This is a genomic window from Streptomyces sp. DS1-CR2 (assembly GCF_055760475.1).
In genome coordinates this window covers 581,330-606,699 of record NZ_CM147085.1, presented here as the reverse complement: position 1 = coordinate 606,699, position 25,370 = coordinate 581,330, and the positions used below count along the sequence as shown (strand labels likewise).

The window sequence follows — 25,370 nt, the reverse complement described above, 5'->3', positions numbered from 1 at the left end:
TATCCGGGCTACACATGGCGTAGCCATAGCCAGGTCGGTGCAGGCCGTGCAGACGGCGTCGACCACGGTGGTAAGACATCGGTTTCTGGTGCTGCTAACGCTGTGAACGCGAAAAATGCCGTACAGGCGAGGGCTTGCTACAGGGAGGCGCCGGATGAAGGCGATTGTGGTGACGGACGAGGCCGCGGGAACGGCCGGAATGACGCTGGCAGAGCGGCCGGAGCCGGAGGCGGCGGGGAACGATGTCGTCGTTCAGGTTCATGCGTCGGGATTTACCCCGGGCGAGCTGTCGTGGCCCGGAACCTGGACCGATCGCCTCGGCCGTGACCGCACGCCGTCGATCCCCGGCCACGAGCTGGCCGGAGTGGTCAGCGCGCTCGGCTACGGCACGAGGGGGCTGTCGGTGGGACAGCGGGTGTTCGGGCTCACGGACTGGACCCGCGACGGCACCCTCGCGGAGTACGTGGCCGTCGAGGCGCGTAACCTCGCGCCGCTGCCGGGCGACGTCGACTTCACGGTAGGTGCGAGCCTGCCGATCTCGGGCCTGACCGCGTGGCAGGGCCTGTTCGTGCACGGCCGATTCCAGGTGGGACAGAGCGTCCTCGTGCATGGTGCGGCTGGTGGAGTCGGATCGATGGTGACGCAGCTCGCCCGTGAGGCGGGCGCCTATGTCATCGGTACCGGTCGTGCTGCCGATCGGCAGACGGCGCTCGACTTCGGCGCGCACGAGTTTGTCGACCTCGACGACGACGCCCTGTCAGATGCAAGCGGCGTCGATCTGGTTTTCGACGTTATCGGTGGAGACATCGGGAAGCGGTCCGCAGGCCTGGTTCGAGCCGGAGGAATGCTGGTGACCATCGCCGGCCCTCCCGAGGTCCACCCGGCGGACGGCCTGGCGGTCGATTTCGTCGTCGAGGCCGATCGCGCCCAACTGACTGAGGTCGTCCAGCGGGTCCGGGACGGACGGCTGCGGACAAACATCGCCAAAGTCGCGACCCTCGACGACGCCGTTGCCGCCTTCAACCCGACAGAGCGGATCAAGGGCAAGACCGTCATCCGCGTTCGTCCATAAGGACGCTGAGACAGCAGAGACCCCTGTTACGTCGTAACGGGGTAGGCGAGGACTGATACAGAGAGATATTCAAATGAAAGCGATCGTGGTGACGGATCAGGCCGCCGGAACGGCCGGGATGAGGCTGGTCGAGCGGCCTGAGCCGCAGGCGGCGAGGCTCGCCAGCCTCTCGGGCGCGAACTACGGCGATGTCGTCGTTGAAGTTCATGCGTCGGGATTCACCGGGAATGAGCTGGAGTGGCCCTCGACCTGGACCGATCGCCTCGGCCGTGACCGCACGCCGTCGATCCCCGGCCACGAGCTGGCCGGAGTGGTCAGCGCCCTCAGCTATGGCACAACCGGCCTGTCGGTGGGACAGCGGGTGTTCGGCCTCACGGACTGGACCCGCGACGGCACCCTCGCGGAGTACGCGGTCGTCGAGGCGCGTAACCTCGCGCCGCTGCCGGGCGACGTCGACTTCACGGTGGGCGCGGCCGTCGCGATGACGGGCCTGACCGCGTGGCAAGGTCTGTTCGAGCACGGCCGCCTTCAGGCCGGCCAGAGCGTCCTCGTGCACGGCGCGGCCGGCGCAGTCGGTTCGATGGCGACGCAACTCGCACGTGAGGCGGGCGCCTATGTCATCGGCACCGGACGCGCCGCCGGCCGGCAGACCGCACTCGACTTCGGCGCGCACGCGTTCGTCGACCTCGATAACGACGCCCTGAAAGACGTCGGCGGAGTCGACCTGGTCTTCGACGTCATCGGCGGCGACATCGGGAAGCGTTCTGCGGGTCTGGTTCGAGCTGGAGGAACGCTAGTGACGGTCGCCGGCCCGCCGGAGGCACGGCCCGCCGACGGCCTGGCGGTCGATTTCGTCGTCGTGTCCGATCGCGCCCAACTGACTGAGATTGTCCAGCGAGTGCGGGACGGACGAGTGCGGGCAAACATCGGCAAAGTGGCGACCCTCGACGACGCCGTTGCCGCCTTCAACCCGACAGAGCGGATCAAGGGCAAGACCGTCATCCGCGTTCGTCCATAAGGACGCGGAGACAGCAGAGACTCAACTTGATGCCCAGTAGTCCGGCGAACGCGGTGAAATCATCGGTGAGTTGAGGTCCGCCCGACCGCCTTGAGCCCGACGGCGCCCTCGTTGTCCCAGACCAGCACCCGCGGGACGGCACCGAGCTCGGTCAGCAGGCGCCAGTGCCCCGCGATCAGGTCGGCCGCCGACCGCGAAGCCAGCATGCGGGCACATATCCACCGCGAGTAGCCGGCCCACCATCACCAGCACCGGCGGATGCCCGCTCTGCCCGAAGCCGAGCTGCGTGCACGCCTCGACCGAACCCACCCCGGCCGCGAGCAGCCGCCAGTACTCAGCCTCGAGTTCCAGCCTGCGCTTCCGCACGCGCCTCGCCATCGACACACCCCTAATGATCAAGGAATGTTGCGACAAGCGTTACAACGCAGAGGGCGGCGAGGTCGAGGAACGCTGACGGCGGCTCAGCGGTGAGGGATGCCGCCCAGCGCCCAGGGTGGCCCCCTGGGAGTCCGGGGCCGATGGGGCGCGAAAGGGGCGGAAGCCCATGTTCTATGGCATCGGTCACAGAGCCCCGCGAATCAACCGGGACACTTAGTAGATGCGATGCGGCGGATACCTGACCATTTGTCCGTATTGGTCATAATTCGGATTCCGCCGTGCGTCCCCGGGATTCCGCAGAGCCGGCCCGCACGCCCGTTGCCCCGTGGCGTAACGCTTCTGACGCCGCGACAGCTTCCCCTCCCGCCGCCATGTGCGGACCGAAGACCCGCACACAGCCCTGGCGAGGTCCCGGGACCTACGAGGCGACGTAGTGGCGGGACCCCTTGTGCTCCCTGTCGAGCCGTTCTAAGAATGACGACCCACAGGACGTCGCCGCAGTTCGGAACCGGTGTTGACGCAGAGTCGACCACGCACCGGGCGCTCGGCGTCACCGAGCGAGTAGGAGCCCCCGTATGAAGCCGTCTCGAACATCCGCGAGGTTCCTCGGCCTCGCTCTCGGCCTGGGTCTGGCCTCCAGCGTGCTGGGCGCGGCGGTGCCGGCGAGCGCCCAGACGGCCGCCACCCCGTCCGCTGCCGCCGGTACCTCCGGGGCGCGGTACGCCGGGTCGGTTGAGAAGGCTGCGAACAACAAGGCGTTCTTCAAGGCCGTGCTCAAATCGGTCGCCGAAAAGCGCGCCGCCCAGCCGAACGCGCAGGCGGTGACGGTCTACTACAACGCCTCCCAGGCACCGAGCTTCCGTTCGGAGATATCGAGCGCGGCCTCGATCTGGAACAGCTCCCAGTCCAACGTCAAGCTCCAGGCGGCGTCGAGTGGTGCCGACTTCTCCTACCGCGAAGGCAACGACCCAAGCGGGTCTTACGCCTCCACCAACGGCCACGGAAACGGCTACATCTTCCTCGACTACTCCCAGAGCCGGCAGAACGACTCGGTCCGCGTCGCCGCCCACGAGACCGGGCACGTGCTGGGCCTGCCGGACGACTACAGCGGGCCGTGCAGTGAGCTGATGTCGGGCGGCGGCCCCGGCCCGTCCTGCACCAACCGCTACCCGAACGCCACCGAGCGCTCGCGTGTCGACCAGCTGTGGGCCACCGGACTCGCGCAGGCCCCGGACTCGGGCAGGACCTGGGCACGGTGACCCAGGCGCGCTGACCACCTGAACGCTGCACCGCCGGTACGGACCGTGGCGCCGGGCCGCGGTCCGTACGTGTGCTCGCCGGGCGGTGCACTGCACTCATCCGTGCCGCCCGCACTCATCCGTGCCGCCCGCGCACAGCCCGCAGTTCACGGCGGTGCTGGAAGCCATCCGGGGTTCCTCGTCCCGGGCTGCGCCGCCCCGGGGTCCGTCCGCAACGAATGGCTGTGACCTGCTGGAGTGTCGGCCCCGCGTGTCATTCTGGCCGCGGTCAGTCCGCGGTTCGAGGGGAGGCGGGGGCGGTGGGGGCTGCGTACTACCGGGCCGAGAGTGAGAGCGGCGACCGCATCGACGACCCGTCCGAGGACGCGCTGTTCATGCTGATCGGCGACCTCAACGACTCGGACAACACCTTCGTCGTCATCCAGTGGCGGCGTCCACGCCTGCCACGGAGTCGAAGGCGACAATGACGTCGAGTTCACTGTCCAACGAGTCGTCGTCCGGCCGATTGGTTGAGATGAAACCGGTCGTCACGGCACAGACGTGCTGGAGCCGCGCGCTGCAGGTCGACCGACCGCAGCACAGCGGGCTCGGATGAGAGATGTCCCCTCGAATCGTGCGCGGCGGCAGGAGATCTTTCGGGCGGACACGTCGAGGATCACGGAGCCATGGAAGACGGCGCCGGTCAGATTCACGGTCCGTAGACCACCAGAGGGCCGAAAAACGCGGCGTCGCATAAAACCTTCAGGCGGCTGGTCGGCACTCCCTGGGCTGTGCTGTCGTTGTGCGGGGGCTTTTCCAACTGCGTGGATAGCGGTGGGTGACCGCTCGAGATGCAGGGGGTGGCGGGGCCTGTTTCGCTGTTGTGGCCCGCTCTTCCCCCATCACCCAAGGAGTGATCATGAGCGCTGCAGGTGAGTCCGGTCGTGCCCAGCAGATGCGTGCGAAGGCTCAGGACCTGGAACAGGCCGCGGAACGTGCCACTGACCCGCAGGAGCGTCAGCGTCTGAAGGACAAGGCCCGCCAGCTCAAGGAGCAGAGCGAGCACGTAGGCGGTACGGGCAAGCAGGACATCGACCCGACGATGTAGCCCCGGCAGTTCCGAGCACAGACACCGGCCGGTGGCCGGCCTGCGTGGCTTTCCGGCACGCGAGAGGCCCCCGGCCGGTCACTGCTGTCTCCGCTCAGCCGACTGTCCGGGCCTCCGAGGCGGGTAACGTCCCGTTCATCGAATTTGCCCTGAATTATCTGCATGGAGCACTGTGGAGGCATGGGTGGTAAGGAGGGCCCCACGCTCATTGCGTCGGTGCAGCGAGCCTTCCGGTTGATGGAGGCTGTGGGTGCGCACGAAGGTGGCGTGCCGGCCAAGCAGCTCGCGCGCGAGACTGGGCTGGCTTTGGCCACGACCTACCATTTGCTGCGCACGATGGTGCACGAGGGTTACGTGCGCAAACTCGACGACGGCACGTTCGTCCTGGGGGAGAGGCTGGGCGCGCTGCATGGAGGAAGCCGCGATCAGGCAGCGCTCAGCAGGGTCCGTCCCACGCTCACGGAGCTGCGGGATGACCTGTCGGCCGCGGCCTATCTGACCTTCTATGAGGACGGCGAGATCCGGGTCGCGGAGATCGTGGACGGGCCGAAGGCGCCCCGTGTCGATCTGTGGGTCGGTTTCGAAGACGCAGGGCACGCCACGGCGCTCGGCAAGTGCGTTCTGCGCGAGCTGGACGGCGATGCCCGCGCCGACTACCTCTCCCGCCACACGCTGAACGATCTCACCCCTCGCACCATCACTCACCGTGCCGAACTGCTACGCCGTCTCGATGCCGCGCCCCATGGGACTGCCGTCACCGATATCGAGGAGTACTCCCTGGGTACCGCGTGCGTCGCAGTGCCCATCCGGCAAGGCGACACTCTTGGCGCGCTTGGTATCTCCCTGCGTGCAAACCGCACCGACCGTCTCGAAGGTGCTGTGCCGACGCTGCTCGCCATAGCGGAGCGGGTGTCGTGCAGACTCTCGCTCACCATCTGAAAACCGAGTCCTTGCGACTCCGCAGCCATGGCCCGTTTCATGGACTAGTCGGACAAACCGGTCATAGGGTGCAGAGGAGCGAGGACGTGTGGGATCAGGGCGTCGCAGGACCGAATGAGTCAGTCGATTACCACGTGACGAACGGCTGGACGGTCGTCGAGGCCAACGAAGACATCGACATTGTCTTCGCTCCCCTCGTGCAAGCCGCAGTGATCCGCAGGCTCGCCGAGGGTCACCGTCACTTTGTTCTCGATCTGCGCAGGAGCCCCTTCCTGGACTCCATGGGGCTCGGCATGATCGTCGCTGTCACCAAACACATCAAGGCCCGTCACGGATCGCTGCGGATTGCCTGCTCCGACGAGCGGCTCCTGCGTGTCTTCTTTCTCGGCGGTCTGCGTGACGTTTACTCGTTCCACGACTCCGTCGAGCAGGCCATCGCGCAGCCCCCCAGTGCGGAGGGGCTTGCCGGTTGGCCTGGCAGGCGCAACTGACGGACCGATATCGCAATAGGGCCGGCACGCGCTCGTGCCCGTCGGCCAGGCGCATGCACGCCGACGGGCCCGGCCACCGCACGACGCCCGGAGATTCCTTAGATGGGCCCAGCAGCTGCGTTACCAGACGTAATCGGCAGGGCACAGCGGGTCCGTGAGAGCGGGCCGAGCGGCATCGAACAGCCACCGATGTCTCCCAAGCACTGCGGGAGCTCGACCGGGCGCCCCCGCCGCAGCCGGAGCCACCGCCCCCGCCACTGTCGGACAACGCGCCCGACCCATCACGGCCAGGTGCCGCCAGCCCTTCCGCCGGCGGCAGACGGTGAAGCCCGAAAGCTTCCGCACGCGCCCACGCAGCCAGACTTGCCCTCGGCCGACCGTTCGTCTGTGGCGAGCCGGGAGAGCGGAGGTCGCCCTCGATCTCCATTCTGTTGTGGGCTCGCGCGGCCAGGGCAAGCGCTTGGGAAGTCGAAGGGGGAGCCGTCGTTTTGATCCGCCGTCCGGCGTGGGCGTGGCCTGGTGGTCCCCGCTGTACGGCAGGACGGTGTTATTACGCGTGGTCGGGCTGGTTGGGCGGCTGGTTGCCCTGGTTGCCCTGGTTGATGAGGGTGTCGAGCTGGGCGGCGAGGAGGGGGTGGGTGGCGGCCAGGTGGGGGCGGGACGTGGTGAGTGGGTGGATGAGGGCGGCGGGGTCGTCTTGGGCGAGGGCGGAGTCGAGCTGGCCGAGGACGGCACGGGAGGCCGGGGGGAGGTCGGTGAGGGCGGTGATCTGGCCGGCGAGGCGGCGCAGGGCTGCGGCGTTGTCGCGGGCCCAGGCGGTGTGGGTGCGGTCGGCGGCGCGGCGTTCGCGGGTGGCCTGGACGCGTTGTTCTCCGGTGGTTCCGGCGGGGCCAGGACGGTTGCGCAGGTAGCGGCGTTCGGCGGCCTGGCGGCTGGCTACGCCGAGGGGGTGCGCGAGGTCGGCCCAGCTTGCTCCCGCGTGGCGGGCGGTTTCGATCAGGCCGGTTTCCCATCCGGCGAGCTGCTCGCGGATCTGCCGGAGCAGCAGAAGGGATGCCAGGGCCTGGAGGGCCTCTGGTCCGTCTGCGCCGGGGTCGGCGGACCTGTTGTGCGCGTCGTGCACGGCGTGGTCGATGGCCTCCAGTGCCGCGGCGGCGGCCAGGAACGAGGTCGGGCTCCGGTCGTCGGGGCGGGAGGGGGGAGGCTGGCCGGCTGCTGTCACGGGAACTCCTTCGGGCCGTCATCCTTTCGACGACACGCTGTTTGTCATCCGATGGATGACATGTTACAACGGTGTCAGTGAAGCGCATTGGCGGGTACAGCCCGAACCTTCTGGAGGTGTTTCGCGATGTTGATGCGCACCGACCCTTTCCGTGAACTCGACCGCCTCGCCCAGCAGCTGACCGGCACCGGCACCTGGACGCGGCCGTCCGCGATGGCGATGGACGCCTACCGTGAGGGCGACGAGTACGTGGTGGCCTTCGACCTCCCCGGCGTCAGCGCGGAGGCGATCGACATCGACGTCGAGCGGAACATGCTGACGGTCAAGGCCGAGCGCCGGCCCGCGGCGAGGGCCGACAACGTGCAGATGGAACTGTCGGAGCGGCCGCTGGGCGTCTTCTCCCGCCAGATCGTGCTGGCCGACACCCTGGACACCGAGCACATCAAGGCCGACTACGACGCCGGGGTGCTGACCCTCCGCATCCCGATCGCCGAGCGCGCCAAGCCCCGCAAGATCTCGATCGGCGGGGAGTCCTCCCGCAAGGAGATCTCCGGCTGAGCCCGGCAATCCGGGCGGGCCAGCGGCGCAGGACGGGCACCTGATCTCCCCCTCCCGCCCGTCCTGCGCACCCCTCAGGCCAACAGAGGCGGTGGCGGACATGACCCTGCGATGGGAAGCGTTCCTCGACCAGGTCAAGGAACGCGGCGAGTACGAGAGCGCTGAGGAAGCGGAACGCGCGGCCCGCGTCGTCCTCGCGCTGCTCGGCGCCCACCTGGTCGGCGCCGTGCGTGCCGAACTGGCCGCACGCCTGCCGGAAACCTTCGCCCTGATCCTCCTCAACCCGCTGCAGAGCGCCGAACCGCTCTCACCCGAGCGGTTCGTGCGGGCCACGGCGGCCTGGATCGAGGGCGCCACCGAAGCGACCGCGGCCTGGGACGTCAGTGCCGTCCTGAGCACCGCCGCCGACGCGGCCGGCGACGAGCTCACGCAGCAGATCCTGCTCCAGCTGCCCGCCGGCTACGACCTGCTCTTCGGCCGCCCCCAGCCCACCTGACCACCTACTGACCCGGCCACTGGTGCCCGGATCCGCCGGGCACCCCCACCACGACCTCGGCTACGAGAAAGGACGGGCCGCGGAAGCCGTCCGCCTGGTCCCCTCCGAACTCGGGGAGCAGCTGACCGGCGACGAACGCGTCGAGCCGGCCGCCCGCCTGCCCTTCGAGGCCGCCCGCATCCTTACCCAACAGATCCCTGCAGCGCGGCCCCTCACGGGCTGGGCCTCCACCGACTGTCCCGACATCGCGCGGGCCCACGATCTCGCCCGCACCTTCCATGGCCTGCTCCAACACCGTCGCGGACACCAGCTGTTGACCTGGGTCCGCGCCGAGCGAGAGGCACCGCCCTCGATCCGCACCTTCGCGCGGGGCCTGCGCCTCCACCTGGACGCTGTCACCGCCGACCTCACTGAGCCCTTGAGCTAGGGCATCGTCGAAGGCAACGTCAACCGCATCAAGACGATCAAGCGGGCCATGTACGGCCGAGTCTCATTCCGTCTCCTGCGCACCCGCATCCTGCTGCGGGCGTGATCCGGGGATTCACGGAATCGCGGCCAGAACCCGCCACCGAACTGGCCCGCGCGGTCGCGGCCTGGCGGCAGGGCGGTATCGAAGGGCTCGCCGTTCTCGAGGAGCCGTGGGACCCGCCGGCCGGACGCTTCGACCGCGCCCGCCCGCTTCTCCTCGCCGCCGGCCTGCCGGCCTTCTGCCCTTGGCGCAACCTCCCCACCCACCCCGCGCCATCTCCAACTCCGCCTCGGCCGGGACGGGTTGTGGAACGGGTACGTGTCGGAACCGGGCCACGACGACTGGTGGCCCCGCGGCACCCCCGACCTCGATCCGGTCGGCGTCCCGACTGGCCTCGTCGCGTCGCCGGAGCGCTGACGGTATGCACGTATGTGGCGCGACGGGCAAGGCGGCGCGACCGGCAACGAGCGCCGCCTCTGTCACCCGATGTGCCATTACACTGCGCCGTGGCACCACAGGGCACACACAGCAACTGGCCGAAAGCGAACGGGGAGCGGCATGGCTACGGGGGGATGGGGGCCGGGAAACGGCCCGGGTCAGCCTGGCGGCAACGGACCGGGAGGCCAGGGCGGCTGGGGCGCTCCCTACGGACCACCGCAGGGCGGCCCGTACGGTCCGCCACCACCGAATCCGGGCCCGTACCCGAACCAGCCTCCGTACCCGAACCCGTACCCCTACGGCCCCCAGCCCACGAGGTCCGCCGCCCGGCGCCGCCGCGGCTGCCTGTCGTTCGGCGCTCCCTTCGGACTCGTCGGCGCGATCCTGCGCTCCGCGCACCGCGTTGCCAACAGGCTCTTCGTGCAGGAGGGCGACGGCCGGATCGAGGACCGCACCGTGGACCGCGTCCAGCTGGCCCGCACGGTGCTCGGTGCCGTCGCCACCATCGCCCTGATCCTCGCCTACAACGTGGATCCGAACCGCTGGGAGGACGCGGCGTACGGCGGTGCCGCCCAACTCATCCTCGCCCCGTTCGTGCTGATCATCGCCGCGCCCCTGGTCATCATCGGATTCATCTCCTACGCGCCCCCGCACCTGCGGCCGCATCTGCGCTCCCGGCTGCGCGCTCCGCTCAAGGCGGTCGGCTTGTACGTGCTGACGTTGGTCGTCATCGGCGGAATCCTCGTCCCGACGGCCCTGACCGTCGACGCCGACGACGGGAAGAGCTGGTGGGAGTACGTACTGGCCGTCGCCTCGCTGATCGTGATCGTGTGGGGTTTTCCCTTCTTCTTCATGGCGTCGCTGTACTCGGCCCGCAGTGCCTTCAACAGCGCCCAGGTCCACCCGATGCTGCCGCCCGTCCTCACCCTGACGCTGGTGTGGGTGTTCGCGGCCTTCAGCCTGATCGGCGACGGCATGCCGGGGGGCCCGCCCCTCGTCCAGTTCTGCTCCACGCTGGGCGGGCCACTGTCGGTGACCGCCGTCTCGCTGTGGGAACTGCGGCGAATGAAGACCCGTTTCGGCGTCACCCTGCGCGCCTGATCCGGCTTCGGCGGGCCCCGCTCCCAGGTGAAACGCGGACCTTTGGCGCAGGGGGTGTGAGGCTTCGCCGTGATCCGCGGGAGTCAGGTTCATCCGGCGGCGATAGTGCTCACCTGCTGGTGGCTACGGACCAAGCATTCCCCGGCTCCGTAGCTCCCATTAGGCGGATGACACGGAGCCAGGGAGTCCGGCGGCCCTCGTGTGTGCTGCCGGCGGGGTGCGATTCGTGCTGCCGGTCAAGGGAACGCGATGGTGCCGGCACGTATCCGGTTTTCGATATGCCGACGATATGGGCGGCCTCGTAGCCTCGGAGTATGCGTGTTCTGATCGTCGAGGACGAACCCTTTCTGGCAGAAGCCATCCGTGATGGCCTACGCCTGGAAGCGATCGCCTCCGACATCGCAGGTGACGGCGACACCGCTCTGGAGCTGCTGAGCATCAACGCCTACGACATCGCCGTCCTCGACCGTGACATTCCCGGACCCAGCGGCGATGAAGTCGCCAAGAGCATCGTCGCCTCCGGCAGCGGTATGCCGATCCTCATGCTCACCGCGGCCGACCGTCTCGACGACAAGGCCACCGGGTTCGAGCTCGGCGCCGATGACTACCTCACGAAACCTTTCGAGCTACGGGAGCTCGTGCTCAGGCTCAGAGCACTCAACCGCAGGCGTGCACACAACAGGCCGCCGGTGCGAGAGATGGCAGGTCTGCGCCTGGACCCGTTTCGCAGGGAGGTCCACCGGGACGGCCGCCACGTCGCGCTGACCAGGAAGCAGTTCGCCGTACTCGAAATCCTCGTCGCTGGTGAAGGCGGTGTCGTCAGTGCCGAAGAACTTCTGGAACGCGCATGGGACGAGAACGCCGACCCGTTCACCAACGCCGTGCGCATCACGGTCTCGGCGCTGCGCAAGCGTCTGGGCGAACCGTGGATCATCGCCACCGTGCCCGGAGTCGGGTACCGCATCGACACAGGGTCCGGTGCCGGACGTGAGGGAGGGGACCGTGGATAGGCAGACCGGGCTGAGCGTTCGCCTCAAACTCACCCTCAACTACACCGGATTCCTCATGCCGGCCGGTGTCCTGATGCTCATCGCCGGGTGGTTGTTCCTGACTCGTGTGAAGCACGTCGGGCTCGTCTTCCCGCCCGACTACCGCCTCTCGGTCGCGCGCGCCTTCGCTCTGATGGCGGCCGTCACGATGTTGTTCCTGCTGGTGTTCGGTTTCGCGGGAGGGCGGTTCCTCGCCGGCCGCATGCTCGCCCCGCTGAACCGCATCACGCACGCCGCCCGCTCGGCGCGGCTGAGCTGGCCATCGTCAAGACGATCACCTACGTACACGACGGAAACCTCACGATCATCCCGCGCCCTGCCGGCGGACTCCGTGTCGCCGTTGAACTGCCCACCCCAGCACCGCATATCGGCCAGACAAGCAACCCTTCCACGATTTCAGAGTTCGGGAATTTGATCAGTGACTGAAGCAACTCAAGCAAAGTCGGATGCGCGGCAGCAGGCCGACGCCGAGGAGCGCGCCGAGGCCCCGGACACGGCGGGGAACAGGCAGGACGGCGACGGCCGCCGGTATGCCGACTCCCATGCCTGGGGCGCGAGCATCCGCCGGGCGATCCGTATCGCCGCCCGGCCCGGGCCCTGGAAGCGCGGCCTGGTGCTCGCGGTGCTGGCACTGCTGCTCGGTCTGGTCATGCTGCTGCACGCGCAGATCCCGAACACCGGGGGCCTCGGCAGCCTGGTCGAAACCTTCCTGCCGTGGTTCGCCGTGTTCATCCCGCTACTGCTTACCGGGGCGCTGTGGCGCCGATCCGCCTCCGCGGTGGTTGCCCTGCTGCTGCCGGCCGTGGTGTGGCTGAACCTCTTCGGCGGGCTGTTCGGCGACAAGTCCCAGACGGGCAGCGACCTCACCGTGGCCAGCCACAACGTCGGCGCCGAGAATCCCGACCCGGCGAGCACCGCCCGCGACCTGGCTGCCTCCGGTGCGAACGTGCTGGCCCTGGTCGAGCTGTCCGCGCAGGACAAGGGCACATACGAGAAGGAGCTGGCGAAGACGTACCCGTACCACACGGTGCAGGGCACGGTCGGGCTGTGGAGCAAGCTGCCGTTGTCGGACACCCAGCCGGTCGACATCAAGCAGGATGTCGGCCCGCTCGGCGACAGCAAGCCGGCCGACGTCAAGCTCGTCGACAACCGGGCGCTGCGCACCACGGTGGCCACGGACCAGGGACCTCTCGCCGTGTACGTGGCCCACCTGGGGTCCGTACGGGTCATGCCCAGAGGGGGCTTCTGGACGGAAACGCGGGACAGGAACGCGCAGGCGCTCGGGGAGGCCATCGCCGCCGAGCAGAACGAACGGGTGGTGCTGCTCGGCGACCTGAACGCCACCACGGACGACCGCGCGCTCGACGGCATCACCTCGCAACTGCACTCGGTCCAGGAAGCGGCCGGAGACGGTTTCGGCTTCACCTGGCCGGCGAAGTTCCCGGTGGCGCGGATCGATCAGATCCTGGTCCGTGGTGTGGAGGCGAAGAGTTCGTCGGTGCTGCCGGCCACCGGCAGCGACCACCTGCCGGTGGTGGCCGGCATCAGCTGGTGAACACACCTCGCCGCGACCGGAGTTCCACCCGCGCCGATCGGCCAGTGTCCGCTGGGCGAGATCTGCGCCAACTCGACGCCGTTCGCGGCCGGTTTGGGCAGGTAGAACAGGGACGCGTTCTGCTCGCCCTACAGGAACATGCGCGGGAACGACAGCGAGAGGAATCGCGTCATCAGGTCGCCGTGGTCGGGCAGATCGACCATTGACTCGAAGATCGCGCGCACCGCACCCGGACTCCTTGTGGCGCAGGCCCGCCGCGTACAGGGCGCTGGAGAACTCCGCCGAGCGGCGGGCAGGCTCGATGAATGTGTCGGAGAACTGCTCGTCGTCCTCCGCCGTATGGGTGAAGACTGTCGGCATCGCGCAGGTTCGGGTAGTAGCCGCCGGTCAGCGTGCGCGGGCGGCACTCCGTGGGGGCGTCGGAGACGGTCGTTCCCTGCGGTACCCGGAATTCGACGACTGCGGCCGGGTCGCCGGAGCCCAGGTTGCCGAACCAGGCGGGGCCCCCGTTCTGGAACCGGACCTCGGCAGTGACCGTCTCGCCGGCGCTCCCCGTGACGTCGGTGCCGCGCACGGCGAAGTCGGCCGTGTTGTCGGCGAGTACCTCCTGCGCCACGTAGTTGTCGTCGCTGTCGATGTCGGTGACGCCGCCCGCCGGGTCCACGCTGAGATCGAGCCGCTCGTACAGCGCCTTGCCGTTGACGGCGACCACCAGTTGCTCGGGCAGCTCGACGCGGGCTCCCGGGGCGATCTCGTCGTCGAAGGTGCACGTGGCGTGCGTCATCGGCGCGTACTCGCCACCGCCCTCGTCCTTGCGGTACGTGCACTGCGGGTACGAGGTGACGAAGTCCAGGCCGTAGGAGGCGCTCATCTTCAGGGTGTAGCCGTGCGCCGTCTCGTTGCCCTCGTTGGTCACGCTGACCGGCCGCGGAAGGTTGGAGCCCGGCTGCACGCCCTCCGCCCTGCCGGGGTCGTTGAGCGCGAGGTCCGGGCCACCGTCACCGTGGTGCTGAAACCCTGCGGCGACTTCATCGTGCCGGACGGCTTGGTGGCCGTCGCCGAGTACGTGACGGTGCCCTGCGCGCCCTTCAGCGCGCCGGTGGCGGCCCGGATCCCCAGGTGCACGGCGTCGACGTTGGTCACCGGGATCTCGCCGTCGACCGTGCACACCGCGACGGTGCCCTCGGGCGTGCAGTTCGCCGGCCAGATGATGTCAGCCACTCCGGCGAGCCCGGAGACGTCGAGCGTCAACCGCCCGTCGGTGACCGAGACGTTGCTGTTGTCGTGGTAGAGCCCGAGGTCGAGCGAGCGGGCCGGGGCCTCGCCACCGTCGACGCCGAGCGGCACGTTCAGCTCGTACGGCGACTGGATCCACAGCGTGTCGGAGGCCGCTGCAGTCCCAGCTCCCAGACCGATCACGAACAGGCCCGCGACCGCGGTACCGCACGCTCCCAGCCGCAGGGCGCGGCCGACGGAGACTCCGTGCATTGCATCCCCCAAGGGTGTCGGGGAGCCGGACGCTCCAACTCCTCGACAAGCAGACGATCTTGAAGAGGACAAGGTTGTACCGCTGTTGATCACGGCCGGGTCGATCGGCGACGACCGCGGTGGCCGCCCGCCCTCAACCCGCAGGACTGGCCGGGCAGGGACTGTCCGTCGTCCGGCTCGGGTTCGGCGGGTGAGAAGACGCTGTAGGAGCAGTACGACGGCTGCCGGACAAACCGCGGAACGGGCCGAGGATGTTGATGCCGATCCCGAATTCTGGCTCTGCTCGGAGTTCCTGACGTGAAACGACTCGGTGCCAGCTGGGGCGGCCAGGATCGAATGTCATACGGACCGGCTCAGGAACCGTTCCCCCAGATCTCGCGTGTCCTCCTTTGTTGCCGACTGTTGCTGAGGGGGACTGGATGCGAGTTCGGGTGCTGGTGAGCGTGGCGGTATCGACTTGCGTGGCGCTGGCGGCGTGCGCGTGTGGTCCGGAGAAGCCGGAAGAAGACACGTCCACGGCCGCGAAGCCGTCGCAGTCGTCCGAATCGGGGCGGCCCGAAGAACCGTCGGCCACGCCGTCCGCGTCCCCTCGGACCGAGAAGCCGTCGGCCGAGCCGACCGGGGACCAGCCCGCTCCCAGGACGAAGGAGGGCGCGATCCAGCGGTACGAGCAGTACCTCCATGCTGTGGGCCGTGAGGACATCAACACGGTCTGTGAAGTGGCCGGGCCCGCCGCGAAGCAGGCAGAGGACCAGGGGTTCGGCCCGTGCACGTCGACGTTCGTCGTCACGTTCCAGATGATCTCGCCTGCGCAGAAGAAGGCCCTGCGAACCGCGACGGTCGACCCGCAGCGCGTCGCTGTGCTGGCTCCCGACAAGGTCGAGATCCCGACCGAAGCGATCAGGGCCTCCGTCACCTTCTCCGAGCGCGAGCTCGGCAGCAGCACCCTGGAGTACCTCAAGAGCAATTGGTACATCACCGACTGAAACCCGATCCGCCGTCCGCAGAGCCGCATGGCGGACGGCTGGCTGATCCCCAGTCCCTACGGGGTGGAGCAGGTTGGCGAGCGTGCTCTTCCCAGAGCCGGGCAGCCCGGCGACTTACCACGACGACTGGGCGTTCCTGCGGCACAGCGCCTCGCACGGCCCACGGCACGATGCCCTCGGCCACGGGCTGCAGGTGGGCGTCGGCAGAAGACCGCAGTGGCACGGGCGCTCACCGGCCCAAAGCCTCGCGGGTGACCACGGTGACCTTCCGGCCTGCAGGGATCGACACCACGGCGTTGCCCTCGTCGTCCACGGTGAGCGCGACGTCGCCGACGACGGCGCGGCGTACGACGCCATCGTCCTTGACCGGCGCCGCGCACCGATGATCACAGACGTGTCGAGGTACTGGATGGGGCGCGCCATGCCCCGCACCCCCCCACGGCTTGCCCGGATTGGGCACACCGATCAGCACAGACCAGCGGGGCGAGGGAACGCCCGTGAAGGTCACCCGGCCGGTGTCGTCCCGGTGCGCCGGACCGGTCAGGTCGAAGACGCTGACCACGGCGTTGTCGACCAGATCGGACTTCTGCCCCGCCAGCTGTGGGCCGACCGGGTTCTCGACGAAGCTCGCGAGACGGCAGACCCGATTTGTCTCGTCCGGCTCTTCGGCATCCACCCAGGGTCGCCGTGAAGTACGTGCATGCGGCGACAAGGCACTGCCTCGAATCCGCTGACCGGGCGACAACCACCGCACGCACCACCACAAGTGGCAGACGGGCGTGAGTAGTTGAGGTACGGGAAACTACGGCCGGGCCGCGACCGGGGCCGCTTCGGCAACGGGGGCGTCACGCAGGCCGAGCCGCAGGTGCTCGACGTGGAAGAGAGCCTGTTCCAGCAGCTCGGCGACGTGGTTGTCGTAGAGGGCGTAGACGATGGAGCGGCCCCGGCGCTCTCCGGTGACGAGTCCGAGATTGCGCAGCAGGCGGAGCTGGTGAGAGCAGGCGGAGGCTTCCATGCCTACAGCCTCGGCGAGGTCACCGACCGCGCAGGGGCCTTCCTGGAGGCGGGCCAGGATGTACAGCCGCGAAGGGGTGGCCAGGGCCTGGAGGGTGGCGGCGACGTCGGTGGCCCCCGCCGCGTCCAGACGCTCGCGGGAGGTGGCGTGGTTCTTGTCGTCGGCTCCATGACCCATACCGCCCATCCTACCGGTCACATGTGAAGACCTGTTCAGATGTTCCTGTATGGTGTGCGTGTCGCCGTCTTCCGCCCTGAAGGGGTTGTTTTGTCATGCCCTCCGACCTGATCCAGCGGCCTGAACGGGCAGCTCCGGCTGCCCCGCGTACGGCGCCGAGGCGGCGTACGCGGGTGTTCGCCCTGGCCGAGGCGCGCTGGGCTGCCGCGGCGCTGGCGCTGTTCCTGATCGCGCTGCCGCTCCAGCTGACCGGCGCACCCGCCTGGTCGTGGGGCCCTGTATACGCCGCCGCCTACGTAACCGGGGGGTGGGAGCCGGCCTGGGCGGGGCTCACGGCGCTGCGGGAGAAGAGCTTGGATGTGGACCTGCTGATGATCGTGGCCGCGATCGGCGCGGCCTCGATCGGGCAGGTGATGGACGGCGCGCTGCTGATCGTCATCTTCGCCACCTCCGGCGCGCTGGAGGCGCTGGCCACCGCCCGCACCCAGGACGCGGTGCGCGGCCTGCTCGACCTCGCGCCGACCGTCGCTACCCGCCTGGCCGACAACGGGAGCGAGGCGACGGTCCCGACCGAGGATCTAGTGGTCGGGGACACCGTCCTGGTCCGCCCTGGTGAGCGGGTCGGTGCGGACGGTCGCGTCCTTGACGGGGCCAGTGAGGTGGACCAGGCCACCATCACCGGTGAGCCGCTGCCGGTCGTGAAGGAGGCCGGGGACGAGGTCTTTGCCGGCACCCTGAACGGCACTGGTGCCCTGCGGGTCAAGGTGGAGCGGGATGCCTCGGACTCGGTGATCGCCCGGATCGTGGCGATGGTCGAGGAGGCCTCCGAGACCAAGGCGCCCACACAACTGTTCATCGAGAAGGTCGAGCAGCGGTACAGCCTGGGCATGGTCTTCGCGACCCTGGCGGTCTTCCTGGTTCCCCTCGCGCTCGGTGCGGACCTGACCGCCTCGCTGCTGAGGGCGATGACCTTCATGATCGTGGCCTCGCCGTGCGCGGTGGTCCTGGCGACGATGCCGCCGCTGCTGTCGGCGATCGCCAACGCCGGACGCCATGGCGTCCTGGTGAAGTCCGCCGTGGTGATGGAGCGTCTCGGGCAGGTCGATGCGGTCGCCCTGGACAAGACCGGCACACTGACTGAGGGCACCCCTCGCGTCACCGACATCCGCCCTCTGCCCGGCTCCGGACTGGCCGAGGACGCCCTGCTGGCGCTGGCGGCCGCCGCCGAGCACCCCAGCGAACACCCCCTGGCCCGTGCCGTCGCCGACGCGGCGCGCACCCGCGGTGTGGCCATCGCCGCCATGCGGGACTTCACCTCCACGCCCGGCGTCGGCGTCAGCGCCACCATCGACGGCCACACGGTCACGGTCGGCGCCCCCGCTCGTCTCCTCGATGGCAACAACGACACCGCGGCGGTTATCGCCGCCGAGGCCGCGGCCGACCTGGAGGACGGTGGCCGCACGGCCGTCCTGGTCCTACTCGACAAGGTCCCGGTAGGGGTGCTGGGCATCGCCGACCGGCTGCGTCCCGACGCCGCCATGACCGTCGCCGACCTGACCGACCTGACCGGCAGCACCCCGATGCTGGTGACGGGCGACAACCCCCGCGCCGCCGCCCGTCTGGCCGCCGAGGTCGGCATCACCGGCGACGAGGTCCACGCCGGTTTCCTGCCCCAGGACAAGGTCGAAGCCGTACGGCGCCTGGAGGCCCGTGGCCGCAAAGTGCTGGTTCTCGGCGACGGCGTCAACGACGCCCCCGCTTTGGCCGCCGCCCACATCGGCATCGCCATGGGCCGCGCCGGCTCCGACCTCGCCCTGGAAACGGCCGACGCCGTCATCGTCCGCGACGAACTCGCCACCGTCCCCAAGGTCATCGCCCTCTCGCGGGCGGCCCGCCGCCTGGTGGTGCAGAACCTGGTCATCGCCGGGGTGTTCATCTCCGGCCTCGTCATCTGGGACCTGGTGGGCAGCCTCCCGCTGCCGCTCGGTGTCCTCGGCCACGAGGGCTCGACCGTCATCGTCGGCCTCAACGGGCTGCGTCTGCTGCGCGACATCGCCTGGAACCGCGCCGCGCAGGATATGCGGTGAGCCGCCGTACCAAGAAGGCCGCCCCCGCTTCTGGGGCGGCCCGGCCCACCGTCACCGTCTGCCGCGGCTGCTGCTGCGGCACCCCGGCCAAGGTGCCGCGCCTGGACCACGAAGCCCAGCTCACCGACCTGCGCACCCAGCTGGCCGGAGTCGCGATGGTCCGGCGCACAGACTGCCTGGATGCGTGCGAGCGCGCCAACGTCATCGTCATCCAGCCCTCCGCCGAAGGCCGCAAGGCCGGCGGACGCCCGGTCTGGCTCGGGCAGGTCAACGACCCCGGCGCCGCAGCAGACATCACCGCCTGGGTCCGAAACGGCGGCCCTGGCCTCGCCGAGCCGCCCGACATCCTCGATCTCTACACGTTCAGGCCGTCCCGGCGCGTCCGCCACGAACTCGGAGACTGACCGGCCGCTGACGGGCACTACGCGATATCACCGCCTGCCCACGCACGATCGGCGACGTCGCCGAAGTCGCTCCAAGCTTCATCGCGAGTACCTCCTCCGGTACGGCTCAAGCGGGAAGTTCCGTGACGCCGAGGGCGAAGTTCCAGCCCCCCACCCCGTGGCGTGCGAGGCCCATGGTGAGCACACCCGCTCCTTCCAGCCAGTGCGCCATCTCCAGGCCGCCGGCGTCCATCGGGCGCATCCCGAGGCTCTTGATGAACGTCTCCACGATCGCCTTGGCCTGCGCATCATCGCCGGCTATGAAGACGTCGGGCCGGCCCTGCTCCAGGACATGACGGAAGACGGTGTTGAATCCCTTCACCACGCTGGCACTGGCCGGGGCCACCTTGGCGGCTTCCTGCGCGATCGAGGTGACCCCGCGGTGGGCCAGACCGTCGGCCGTGGCATTGAAGGGGTTGCTGATCTCAATGATGACCTTGCCCGCGAGGGCGTCTCCGTAGTGGGCGACAACCGGAACGACACTGTCGGACAACAGGGCCACGATGACGATGTCGCCGGCCGGGACGGCACCCCACTCTCCCGTCGTGGCGCCGCCGCCGAGAGCCTTGGCCAGGTCAGCGGCCTTGGCGTGATCGCGGCCCATGACCTCGACGGTGTTGCCGCCGGCCACCGCCAGCGCGGCGATCGTACGGGCCATGTTCCCGGTGCCGATGATGCTGATGCTGCTCATGAGGTGTGCTCTCTTCCTTGTTCTCGAACTTTCGCTTTGTCTCGTTGGTGCCGAGCCACCCAACGGGGTGAGCCGCGGAGCTCGGCGCCGGCGGAGAAGGCGGGGGGTCCGGCCGGATACCGGCATCCGGCCGGACCCCCGGCTGACATTCCGCCGGTAGGTCGGGATGCGTGAACCTGTCCCTCGATGACCTGCTCCAAGGAGGTCAGGTCACACACATGCGACGAGGGCATCCGTGATCCTTACGCCCCGTTCGTGCGCAGTTCCCAGGGCTGCATGCCGAGCACGTTCGCAAGGTGTCCCTGCATCGCGACGGCGGACGGCAGCGGACGCCACCACATGGTCACCTCGGCGATCTTGCCGTCCGCGTCGATCAGGGTGTAGTCCATTCCGTTGACCACGGTGTCCTCGATCTGCAGCCGGAAGAATGCGGCGTGGTGGGTCTCGCCGCTGAGGGCAGTACGTGAGGTCGGCCGCCAGCCTTTTGACGGTCTGTATGGCTTCCACGACGGCCTCGCGGCCGACGAGCGGCTCATCGCCGAGCGGGCTGTTCAGCACCACGTTCTCGGCGAACAAACGGGTAAGGGTTTCTTTGTCTGCGCCGCTGTGCATGCAGTCGACGAAGGACTCCCAGACAGCACGGTGCCGGGCGAACGTGGTCATAGCTACTCCCATATCCGCATTCGAGGCCAGTTCCTCGGCCCGTGGCGACTGCGTTCTCGCGGGTGTGTGTGCGTATACAGGTGTGTTCGTTCAGATCACCGTGGTGCCGCCGTCGGTGGTCAGTTCCAGTCCGTTCACGTAGCTTGAGTCGTCCGAGGCGAGGAACAGCGCGACCGTGGCGATCTCTTCGGGGCGGCCCATCTTGCCTCGCGGGATCAGGGACTCGAACTGCTTCTTGGTCTCCTCGTCGAACAGCTCCTCCTGCTTGGCCGTGGCGACCTGGCCGGGGGTGAGCACGTTCACCCGGATCCGCCGGTCCCTGAGCTCGTTCAGCCACACACGGGCCCACGCCTGCTGCACGGCCTTGCTCCCGGCATACACACTCCACCCGGGGAAGCCCCTCAGCGAAGCGTTCGACCCGGTCATGAAGATCGAGCCACCGTCGTTGAGCAGCGGCAGCGCCTTCTGCACCGTGAACAACGTGCCGCGTGCGTTCAGCCAGAACGCACGGTGGAACTGCTCCTCGGTGATTTCACCGAGCTTGCCTTGCTCCCCCATCCCGGCACTCGCCCACAGCACGTCGATCGCGCCCTTCTCCCGCCTGACCGTCTCGTACAAACGGTCCAGGTCGGCTAGGTCGGCCGCGTCACCCTGCACGGCGGTCACGTTCCGGCCGATCACCTTCACCGCCTCATCCAGCGCCTCCTGCCGCCGGCCGGTGATGAAGACATGTGCCCCCTCCTCAACGAACAGCTTCGCGCCGGCCAGCGCCATGCCGGTCGACCCGCCCGTGATCACCGCTACCTTGCCATCGAGCTTTCCCACAACCACTCACTCCTTAGTACACCGAGCTGTGTACATAACGTATCCGGCGACCGGTGGGAGTGCAAGCTATGTACACCGAGCGGTACCGAATTGAGGTATGGTGCAGGCATGACGAAGTTGGAGAAGGGCCCCCAAGGCCGGCGCCGCGGCAGGGGCGCGCGCGAGCGCATCCTCAGTGCGTCACAGCAGCTGTTTCGCGCTCAGGGCATCAACCGCACCGGCATGGACCAACTCTGCGCAGTGGCCCAGGTCTCGAAGCGCACGGCCTACCAGCACTTCACCGGCAAGGACGTGCTGGTCGCCGAATACCTGCGCCGGTTCGATCCCGGCCTCATGGCCGCGGTGTTCGACCGCACCGACCTCACACCGCGCGAACGACTCCTCGCCGCCTTCGAGATGCCCACGTCCGGCCCAGGCGAGCTCACGCCCCTGTGCCCCTACATCGCGGCGACCGTCGAAATCCACGACCCCCAACACCCCGCGTCCGAATTCGCACGCGAGTACAAGCTCGCCATCGCCGCGCGGCTCGCCGAAACGGCCCGCGAAGCTGGCGCCACCGACCCCGAACAGCTCGGCGAACAACTGGCGCTGCTCCTCGATGGCGCCTCGGCCCGCACCCGAGTCCTCAATGCCGAGTCCTTCCCCACCGCCGCCGCCATCGCCGCCGTCCTCATCGACAACGCCCTCCCCGTGACGGGCCGGGAGCAGGAAAACGTCAAGGCAACGGTCCGGCCCCGCCAGGGTGGAGATTCCCTCGGGCTACCCGACCGACGTAAGGGTGTAGTGATTCGTCCCGCACTGAGGCGACCTCGGCGAGATCAGGTGTAGTCCGGCTGTGGCCTGCGCCTGATCCGCACGGGGGCGAGACGGTAACCAAGTGGGTGTGGGGTCCTCAGGAGAAGAGCTCTCGCCAAAAGCGGCCACCTTTGCCGCAACGCATTCAGCCGGACGCAGGGGACGCGAACACCCACCGCGACACATCGCGTCTGGTTCTCAGCGGCGGCGGGGCAGCGCGGTGACGGCTCGGGCGTCGTGGAGGATCAGGGGTGGACGCTGGCCGGCGTGTCCGTCGTGATCGCGCGGCGCTTCCATGTCTGCTTCGGTGCGGCGCAGACCTGGCGCATCCTGCGCCAGAAGGGCTTCACGGTGCAGGTCCTGGTGCGGCGCGCTGCCGAACGCGACGAGGACGCCGTGGCCGCCTGGATCAAGGAGACCTGGCCGCGGGTGGAAAGAGGGTGAGGGACCAGGACGCGTGGCTGTGCTTCGCGGATGAGTCGGGCCAGGTGCTCCGGCCGCCGAAGGATGCGGCTGTCGTGGGCCGCGCTATGCCCGAAGGGAGCATGAGGTATCCCGATGGCGGCGGGTTGACGGCTGAGGAACGGGCTCGGCGCGAGCAAGTCCGTCTGGCAGCCGCTGACCTGATCGAGTCCGGGGCCAGTGACCGGGAGTGGCCTGGGCGGCGCTGCCACGAGTTCTGCAGCGGATACGATGAATTGTGGGTGCGGTGATCTCGCACAGAGATGGTCCGCGGGATGCCGAATCGGAGAGGCGGCGAGGGCCATGGATCTGCGGCAGATGGAGGTTGTCGTCGCGGTCGCCGAGGAAGGCGGGTTCACGGCGGCGGCGCAGCGGCTGCACGTCGTGCAGTCCGCGGTGTCTACAACGGTCCGTTCGCTGGAAAAGGAGCTGGGCAGCAAGCTGTTCGAGCGCACCACGCACCGGGTGACGCTGACCGCGGCCGGTGAGGCGTTCGTACCGGCGGCACGTACGACGCTGCGGGCTGCCGAGCAGGCCCGGGCCGCAGTCGATGGTGTGAGGGGGCAGCTTCGGGGGCGCGTCACGGTCGGCACGATGCAGGGTGTCTGGGCCGGACTCCACCGTGCTCTGGCGAGTTTGCGGGCGGAGCACCCGGGCGTGGTGGTCAACCTCCGGCAGGCGGCGGTGGCCGATATTCGGCAGGCGCTGCGTGAGGGCACGGTGGATCTGGCCGTTGTCGCATTCGATCGGCAGCAGCAACGGGGTTTGGTGACCCGGCTGTTGTCACGCGAGGAGATGGTGTTGCTGGCCTCGCCCGAGCGGGCTTTCGCCGATGACTCCCTGGTGACGTTCGCGGAAGTCGCCCGTCTGCCCTTCGTGGATTTCACACCAGGCTGGGCGATCCGTTACGCAGTGGACCGGGCCTTCCGTGCGGCTCTCGTCGAGCGCAGTCACACCTTTGAGGTGAACGACATTGTCGCTGCGTCCGAACTCGTTCGGCACGATCTGGGTGTGTGCATCATGCCGGAGTCGATTGCCGCACGGTTCCCCGATCTGGCCGCGCGCCGGTTCGCCCAGCACGCGCCTGGCTGGAAGGTCATGGTGGCGCGGCCCCAGGGGGAAGTGCCTCCGGCGGTTGCGGCATTGCTGCGGCATATCACGTAGGGCAGCGTTTCCTGGATACGTCGCCCGCTTCAGCCGGGAGGGGTGTCTTCCTGGGCTGAAGCGGGTGCGTCGGGGTCAGCGTGTGGTTCGGGCTTGTGCCCGGCGTTCCGTGGTCCAGTAGAGCAGGGCCAGGACAGGCAGGGCGGCTCCGAGGATGGTGAGCGCGCTCCAGCCTCCGGCGTGGTAGACGATCGAGCCGAGCTGGGAGCCGGCGGCGCCGCCGAGGAAGAAGATGGCGATGAACGCGCTGTTGAGGCGTGCGCGTGCGCTCGGATCGAGCTGGTAGATGGTGTGCTGGCCGAGGATGAGGGTGGTCTGCACCGCCATGTCGATCAAGATGGCGGCCAGGGCGATCAGGATGATGCTGTGCTGGCCGAAGCCCGCGAGGGCGAAGGCCACCGCTGCGACGGCGAAGGCGACACCGGTCATGGGGCGAACGAGCTTGCGGTCCGCCCAGTGGCCCGCGGCAGGCGCGATAGCGGCGCCGGCCGCGCCGACGAGCGCGAAGATGCCGACGCCCACCGGGGAGTAGTGGAAGTAGGGGCCGGTCAGCACGAAGGAGACGGTGGTCCAGAAGGCACTGAAGACGCCGAACATTGCTGCCTGGTAGAGGCCACGGCGCAGCAGCGCGGGGTGTGTGCGCACCAGCTGGACGGTGGAGCGCAGCACGTGGTGGTACGGGATGGTGGTGGTCGGGGCGTGACGCGGCAGGGCCTTGCGCAAGACCACCGCGAGCACGGCCATCAGGACGGCGGAGCCGAGGAATACGACGCGCCAGCCGGCGAGTTCGGAGACCAGACTGCTCAGCGTGCGGGAGAGCAGGATGCCGGTGAGCAGACCGCTCATCACCCGGCCGACGACGCGGCCCCGGGCATGGTCGGGCGCGAGGCTCGCGGCGAAGGGCACCAAGATCTGGGCGACGACCGAGGTGGCGCCGCTGACCAGCGAGGCGATCAGCAGCATCGGGAAGCTGGTGGCAAGGCCTGCCGCCACGAGGGCAAGGGTCGTGACCGTCAGCAGGGCAGTGACGAGGTTCCGCTTCTCCAGCCGGTCGCCGAGCGGCACCAGGAAGAGCATGCCCACCACGTAGCCGACCTGGGTGAGGGTGATCAGTGCGCCGGCGGTGGCCGTGCTGGTGTGGAACACGGTGCTCAGCGAGGACAGTAGAGGCTGGGCGTAGTACAGGTTGGCGACGGTCATACCGGAGGCGACGGCCAAGAGCGCGATCAGCCATCCGGGTACGCCGTGCGGGGCCTTCGCGGTGGTCAGTCGGTGTGGGACCTGGAGCTGAGTGGATTCGGACACGGACACCTTCTCGGGTACAGCCGCGGATGCGGCCCGGGCAGAACGCTGTCGGTGTCTGCGCAGCCTCCTTGCTGCTCAGACAGTCACTCCAGCGTCTGGCTCACGGCATTGCTTCCCCCAACAAGGAGATGATTCAT

At 68.8% G+C, this 25,370-nt stretch carries 28 protein-coding genes and 4 pseudogenes; 22 read left to right on the top strand and 10 right to left on the bottom strand.

Annotated elements, in window-relative coordinates:
• Positions 1-154: 154 nt before the first annotated feature.
• Positions 155-1,072: an NADP-dependent oxidoreductase gene (locus ACY0PA_RS03095; RefSeq protein WP_473083206.1), complete on the top strand. Its 918-nt coding sequence runs from the start codon at positions 155-157 to the stop codon at positions 1,070-1,072.
• A gap of 73 nt (positions 1,073-1,145) precedes the next feature.
• Positions 1,146-2,090 carry an NADP-dependent oxidoreductase gene (locus ACY0PA_RS03090; RefSeq protein ID WP_473083205.1) on the top strand — a complete coding sequence of 315 codons (945 nt, stop codon included), beginning with the start codon at positions 1,146-1,148 and terminating at the stop codon, positions 2,088-2,090.
• Between the two features lie 59 nt (positions 2,091-2,149).
• Here the strand turns inward: ACY0PA_RS03090 and ACY0PA_RS03085 are convergent, their stop codons facing one another.
• Positions 2,150-2,296 carry a hypothetical protein gene (locus ACY0PA_RS03085; RefSeq protein ID WP_473083204.1) on the bottom strand — a complete coding sequence of 49 codons (147 nt, stop codon included), beginning with the start codon at positions 2,294-2,296 and terminating at the stop codon, positions 2,150-2,152.
• A 747-nt stretch (positions 2,297-3,043) separates the two neighbouring features.
• Here ACY0PA_RS03085 and snpA point away from each other — a divergent pair.
• The 5 genes from snpA (at position 3,044) to ACY0PA_RS03060 (ending at position 6,244) form a co-directional block, all read left to right on the top strand.
• Complete coding sequence (gene snpA / locus ACY0PA_RS03080) at positions 3,044-3,727, top strand: snapalysin (protein ID WP_473083203.1); 684 nt, start codon at positions 3,044-3,046, stop codon at positions 3,725-3,727.
• A gap of 299 nt (positions 3,728-4,026) precedes the next feature.
• Complete coding sequence (locus tag ACY0PA_RS03075) at positions 4,027-4,194, top strand: hypothetical protein (protein ID WP_473086643.1); 168 nt, start codon at positions 4,027-4,029, stop codon at positions 4,192-4,194.
• 431 nt (positions 4,195-4,625) lie between these two features.
• Positions 4,626-4,814, top strand: coding sequence for a DUF6381 family protein (locus ACY0PA_RS03070; RefSeq protein ID WP_473083202.1), 189 nt, complete (start codon positions 4,626-4,628; stop codon positions 4,812-4,814).
• Between the two features lie 180 nt (positions 4,815-4,994).
• Positions 4,995-5,753, top strand: coding sequence for an IclR family transcriptional regulator (locus ACY0PA_RS03065; RefSeq protein ID WP_473083201.1), 759 nt, complete (start codon positions 4,995-4,997; stop codon positions 5,751-5,753).
• Between the two features lie 86 nt (positions 5,754-5,839).
• Positions 5,840-6,244, top strand: coding sequence for an STAS domain-containing protein (locus ACY0PA_RS03060; protein WP_473083200.1), 405 nt, complete (start codon positions 5,840-5,842; stop codon positions 6,242-6,244).
• A gap of 550 nt (positions 6,245-6,794) precedes the next feature.
• Here ACY0PA_RS03060 and ACY0PA_RS03055 read toward each other — a convergent pair.
• A complete protein-coding gene (locus ACY0PA_RS03055; protein ID WP_473083199.1) occupies positions 6,795-7,466 on the bottom strand; it encodes a type III effector protein in 672 nt (223 codons plus the stop codon).
• 126 nt (positions 7,467-7,592) lie between these two features.
• Here ACY0PA_RS03055 and ACY0PA_RS03050 point away from each other — a divergent pair, with 126 nt between their 5' ends.
• The 8 genes and pseudogenes from ACY0PA_RS03050 (at position 7,593) to ACY0PA_RS03015 (ending at position 13,132) form a co-directional block, all read left to right on the top strand.
• A complete protein-coding gene (locus ACY0PA_RS03050; protein ID WP_356285931.1) occupies positions 7,593-8,024 on the top strand; it encodes an Hsp20/alpha crystallin family protein in 432 nt (143 codons plus the stop codon).
• A 100-nt stretch (positions 8,025-8,124) separates the two neighbouring features.
• Positions 8,125-8,520: a DUF2267 domain-containing protein gene (locus ACY0PA_RS03045; RefSeq protein ID WP_473083198.1), complete on the top strand. Its 396-nt coding sequence runs from the start codon at positions 8,125-8,127 to the stop codon at positions 8,518-8,520.
• Between the two features lie 22 nt (positions 8,521-8,542).
• A complete protein-coding gene (locus ACY0PA_RS03040; RefSeq protein ID WP_473083197.1) occupies positions 8,543-8,947 on the top strand; it encodes a hypothetical protein in 405 nt (134 codons plus the stop codon).
• Positions 8,948-9,090: 143 nt separating this feature from the next.
• Positions 9,091-9,406, top strand: a pseudogene (locus tag ACY0PA_RS03035) (SWIM zinc finger family protein); the annotation flags it as partial.
• 141 nt (positions 9,407-9,547) lie between these two features.
• Positions 9,548-10,528: a hypothetical protein gene (locus tag ACY0PA_RS03030; RefSeq protein WP_473083196.1), complete on the top strand. Its 981-nt coding sequence runs from the start codon at positions 9,548-9,550 to the stop codon at positions 10,526-10,528.
• A 314-nt stretch (positions 10,529-10,842) separates the two neighbouring features.
• A complete protein-coding gene (locus ACY0PA_RS03025) occupies positions 10,843-11,538 on the top strand; it encodes a response regulator transcription factor (RefSeq protein WP_473083195.1) in 696 nt (231 codons plus the stop codon).
• A 10-nt stretch (positions 11,539-11,548) separates the two neighbouring features.
• Positions 11,549-11,824: pseudogene (locus ACY0PA_RS03020) on the top strand (two-component sensor histidine kinase); the annotation flags it as partial.
• A 324-nt stretch (positions 11,825-12,148) separates the two neighbouring features.
• On the top strand, positions 12,149-13,132 hold the full coding sequence (locus ACY0PA_RS03015) for an endonuclease/exonuclease/phosphatase family protein (protein ID WP_473086218.1): 984 nt from the start codon (positions 12,149-12,151) through the stop codon (positions 13,130-13,132).
• A gap of 172 nt (positions 13,133-13,304) precedes the next feature.
• Here the strand turns inward: ACY0PA_RS03015 and ACY0PA_RS03010 are convergent, their stop codons facing one another.
• Complete coding sequence (locus ACY0PA_RS03010) at positions 13,305-14,084, bottom strand: COG1361 family protein (RefSeq protein WP_473083194.1); 780 nt, start codon at positions 14,082-14,084, stop codon at positions 13,305-13,307.
• On the bottom strand, positions 14,045-14,620 hold the full coding sequence (locus ACY0PA_RS03005; protein ID WP_473083193.1) for a hypothetical protein: 576 nt from the start codon (positions 14,618-14,620) through the stop codon (positions 14,045-14,047). The genes ACY0PA_RS03010 and ACY0PA_RS03005 overlap by 40 nt, the downstream gene beginning before the upstream one ends.
• Positions 14,621-15,063: 443 nt before the next feature.
• Between ACY0PA_RS03005 and ACY0PA_RS03000 the strand changes: the two genes are divergently transcribed.
• Positions 15,064-15,606 carry a hypothetical protein gene (locus tag ACY0PA_RS03000; RefSeq protein ID WP_473083192.1) on the top strand — a complete coding sequence of 181 codons (543 nt, stop codon included), beginning with the start codon at positions 15,064-15,066 and terminating at the stop codon, positions 15,604-15,606.
• 229 nt (positions 15,607-15,835) lie between these two features.
• Here the strand turns inward: ACY0PA_RS03000 and ACY0PA_RS02995 are convergent, their stop codons facing one another.
• Positions 15,836-16,282 carry a hypothetical protein gene (locus ACY0PA_RS02995; RefSeq protein WP_473083191.1) on the bottom strand — a complete coding sequence of 149 codons (447 nt, stop codon included), beginning with the start codon at positions 16,280-16,282 and terminating at the stop codon, positions 15,836-15,838.
• Between the two features lie 126 nt (positions 16,283-16,408).
• The gene (locus ACY0PA_RS02990) at positions 16,409-16,798 is read right to left on the bottom strand and encodes an ArsR/SmtB family transcription factor (protein WP_473083190.1); all 390 of its coding nucleotides are present in this window, start codon (positions 16,796-16,798) and stop codon (positions 16,409-16,411) included.
• A 95-nt stretch (positions 16,799-16,893) separates the two neighbouring features.
• On the opposite strand from ACY0PA_RS02990, the gene ACY0PA_RS02985 reads away from it, so the two are divergent.
• Together ACY0PA_RS02985 and ACY0PA_RS02980 are read left to right on the top strand one after the other, a co-directional pair.
• Positions 16,894-18,885 (top strand): heavy metal translocating P-type ATPase, encoded by a 1,992-nt coding sequence (locus ACY0PA_RS02985; protein ID WP_473083189.1) that lies wholly within the window; start codon positions 16,894-16,896, stop codon positions 18,883-18,885.
• The gene (locus tag ACY0PA_RS02980) at positions 18,882-19,289 is read left to right on the top strand and encodes a (2Fe-2S) ferredoxin domain-containing protein (RefSeq protein ID WP_473083188.1); all 408 of its coding nucleotides are present in this window, start codon (positions 18,882-18,884) and stop codon (positions 19,287-19,289) included. Before ACY0PA_RS02985 ends, ACY0PA_RS02980 begins: the two co-directional genes overlap by 4 nt.
• 106 nt (positions 19,290-19,395) lie before the next feature.
• Here ACY0PA_RS02980 and ACY0PA_RS02975 read toward each other — a convergent pair whose 3' ends face one another.
• The 3 genes from ACY0PA_RS02975 to ACY0PA_RS02965 form a co-directional block, all read right to left on the bottom strand.
• Positions 19,396-20,019, bottom strand: a complete 624-nt coding sequence (locus ACY0PA_RS02975) for an NADPH-dependent F420 reductase (protein WP_473083187.1) — start codon at positions 20,017-20,019, stop codon at positions 19,396-19,398.
• 242 nt (positions 20,020-20,261) lie between these two features.
• Positions 20,262-20,408, bottom strand: a complete 147-nt coding sequence (locus ACY0PA_RS02970) for a hypothetical protein (RefSeq protein WP_473083186.1) — start codon at positions 20,406-20,408, stop codon at positions 20,262-20,264.
• Between the two features lie 364 nt (positions 20,409-20,772).
• Complete coding sequence (locus tag ACY0PA_RS02965; RefSeq protein ID WP_473083185.1) at positions 20,773-21,507, bottom strand: SDR family NAD(P)-dependent oxidoreductase; 735 nt, start codon at positions 21,505-21,507, stop codon at positions 20,773-20,775.
• A 108-nt stretch (positions 21,508-21,615) separates the two neighbouring features.
• On the opposite strand from ACY0PA_RS02965, the gene ACY0PA_RS02960 reads away from it, so the two are divergent.
• The 4 genes and pseudogenes from ACY0PA_RS02960 (at position 21,616) to ACY0PA_RS02945 (ending at position 23,928) form a co-directional block, all read left to right on the top strand.
• Entirely contained in the window at positions 21,616-22,335 is a 720-nt protein-coding gene (locus ACY0PA_RS02960; RefSeq protein ID WP_473083184.1) for a TetR/AcrR family transcriptional regulator, read from the top strand.
• A 198-nt stretch (positions 22,336-22,533) separates the two neighbouring features.
• Positions 22,534-22,808, top strand: a pseudogene (locus ACY0PA_RS02955) (helix-turn-helix domain-containing protein); the annotation flags it as partial.
• Positions 22,809-22,847: 39 nt separating this feature from the next.
• Positions 22,848-22,955 (top strand): annotated as a pseudogene (locus ACY0PA_RS02950) (IS630 family transposase); the annotation flags it as partial.
• Between the two features lie 112 nt (positions 22,956-23,067).
• Positions 23,068-23,928 carry a LysR family transcriptional regulator gene (locus ACY0PA_RS02945; RefSeq protein ID WP_473083183.1) on the top strand — a complete coding sequence of 287 codons (861 nt, stop codon included), beginning with the start codon at positions 23,068-23,070 and terminating at the stop codon, positions 23,926-23,928.
• Between the two features lie 75 nt (positions 23,929-24,003).
• On the opposite strand, the gene ACY0PA_RS02940 is transcribed toward ACY0PA_RS02945, so the two are convergent.
• Entirely contained in the window at positions 24,004-25,233 is a 1,230-nt protein-coding gene (locus ACY0PA_RS02940; protein WP_473083182.1) for an MFS transporter, read from the bottom strand.
• Positions 25,234-25,370 lie beyond the last annotated feature (137 nt).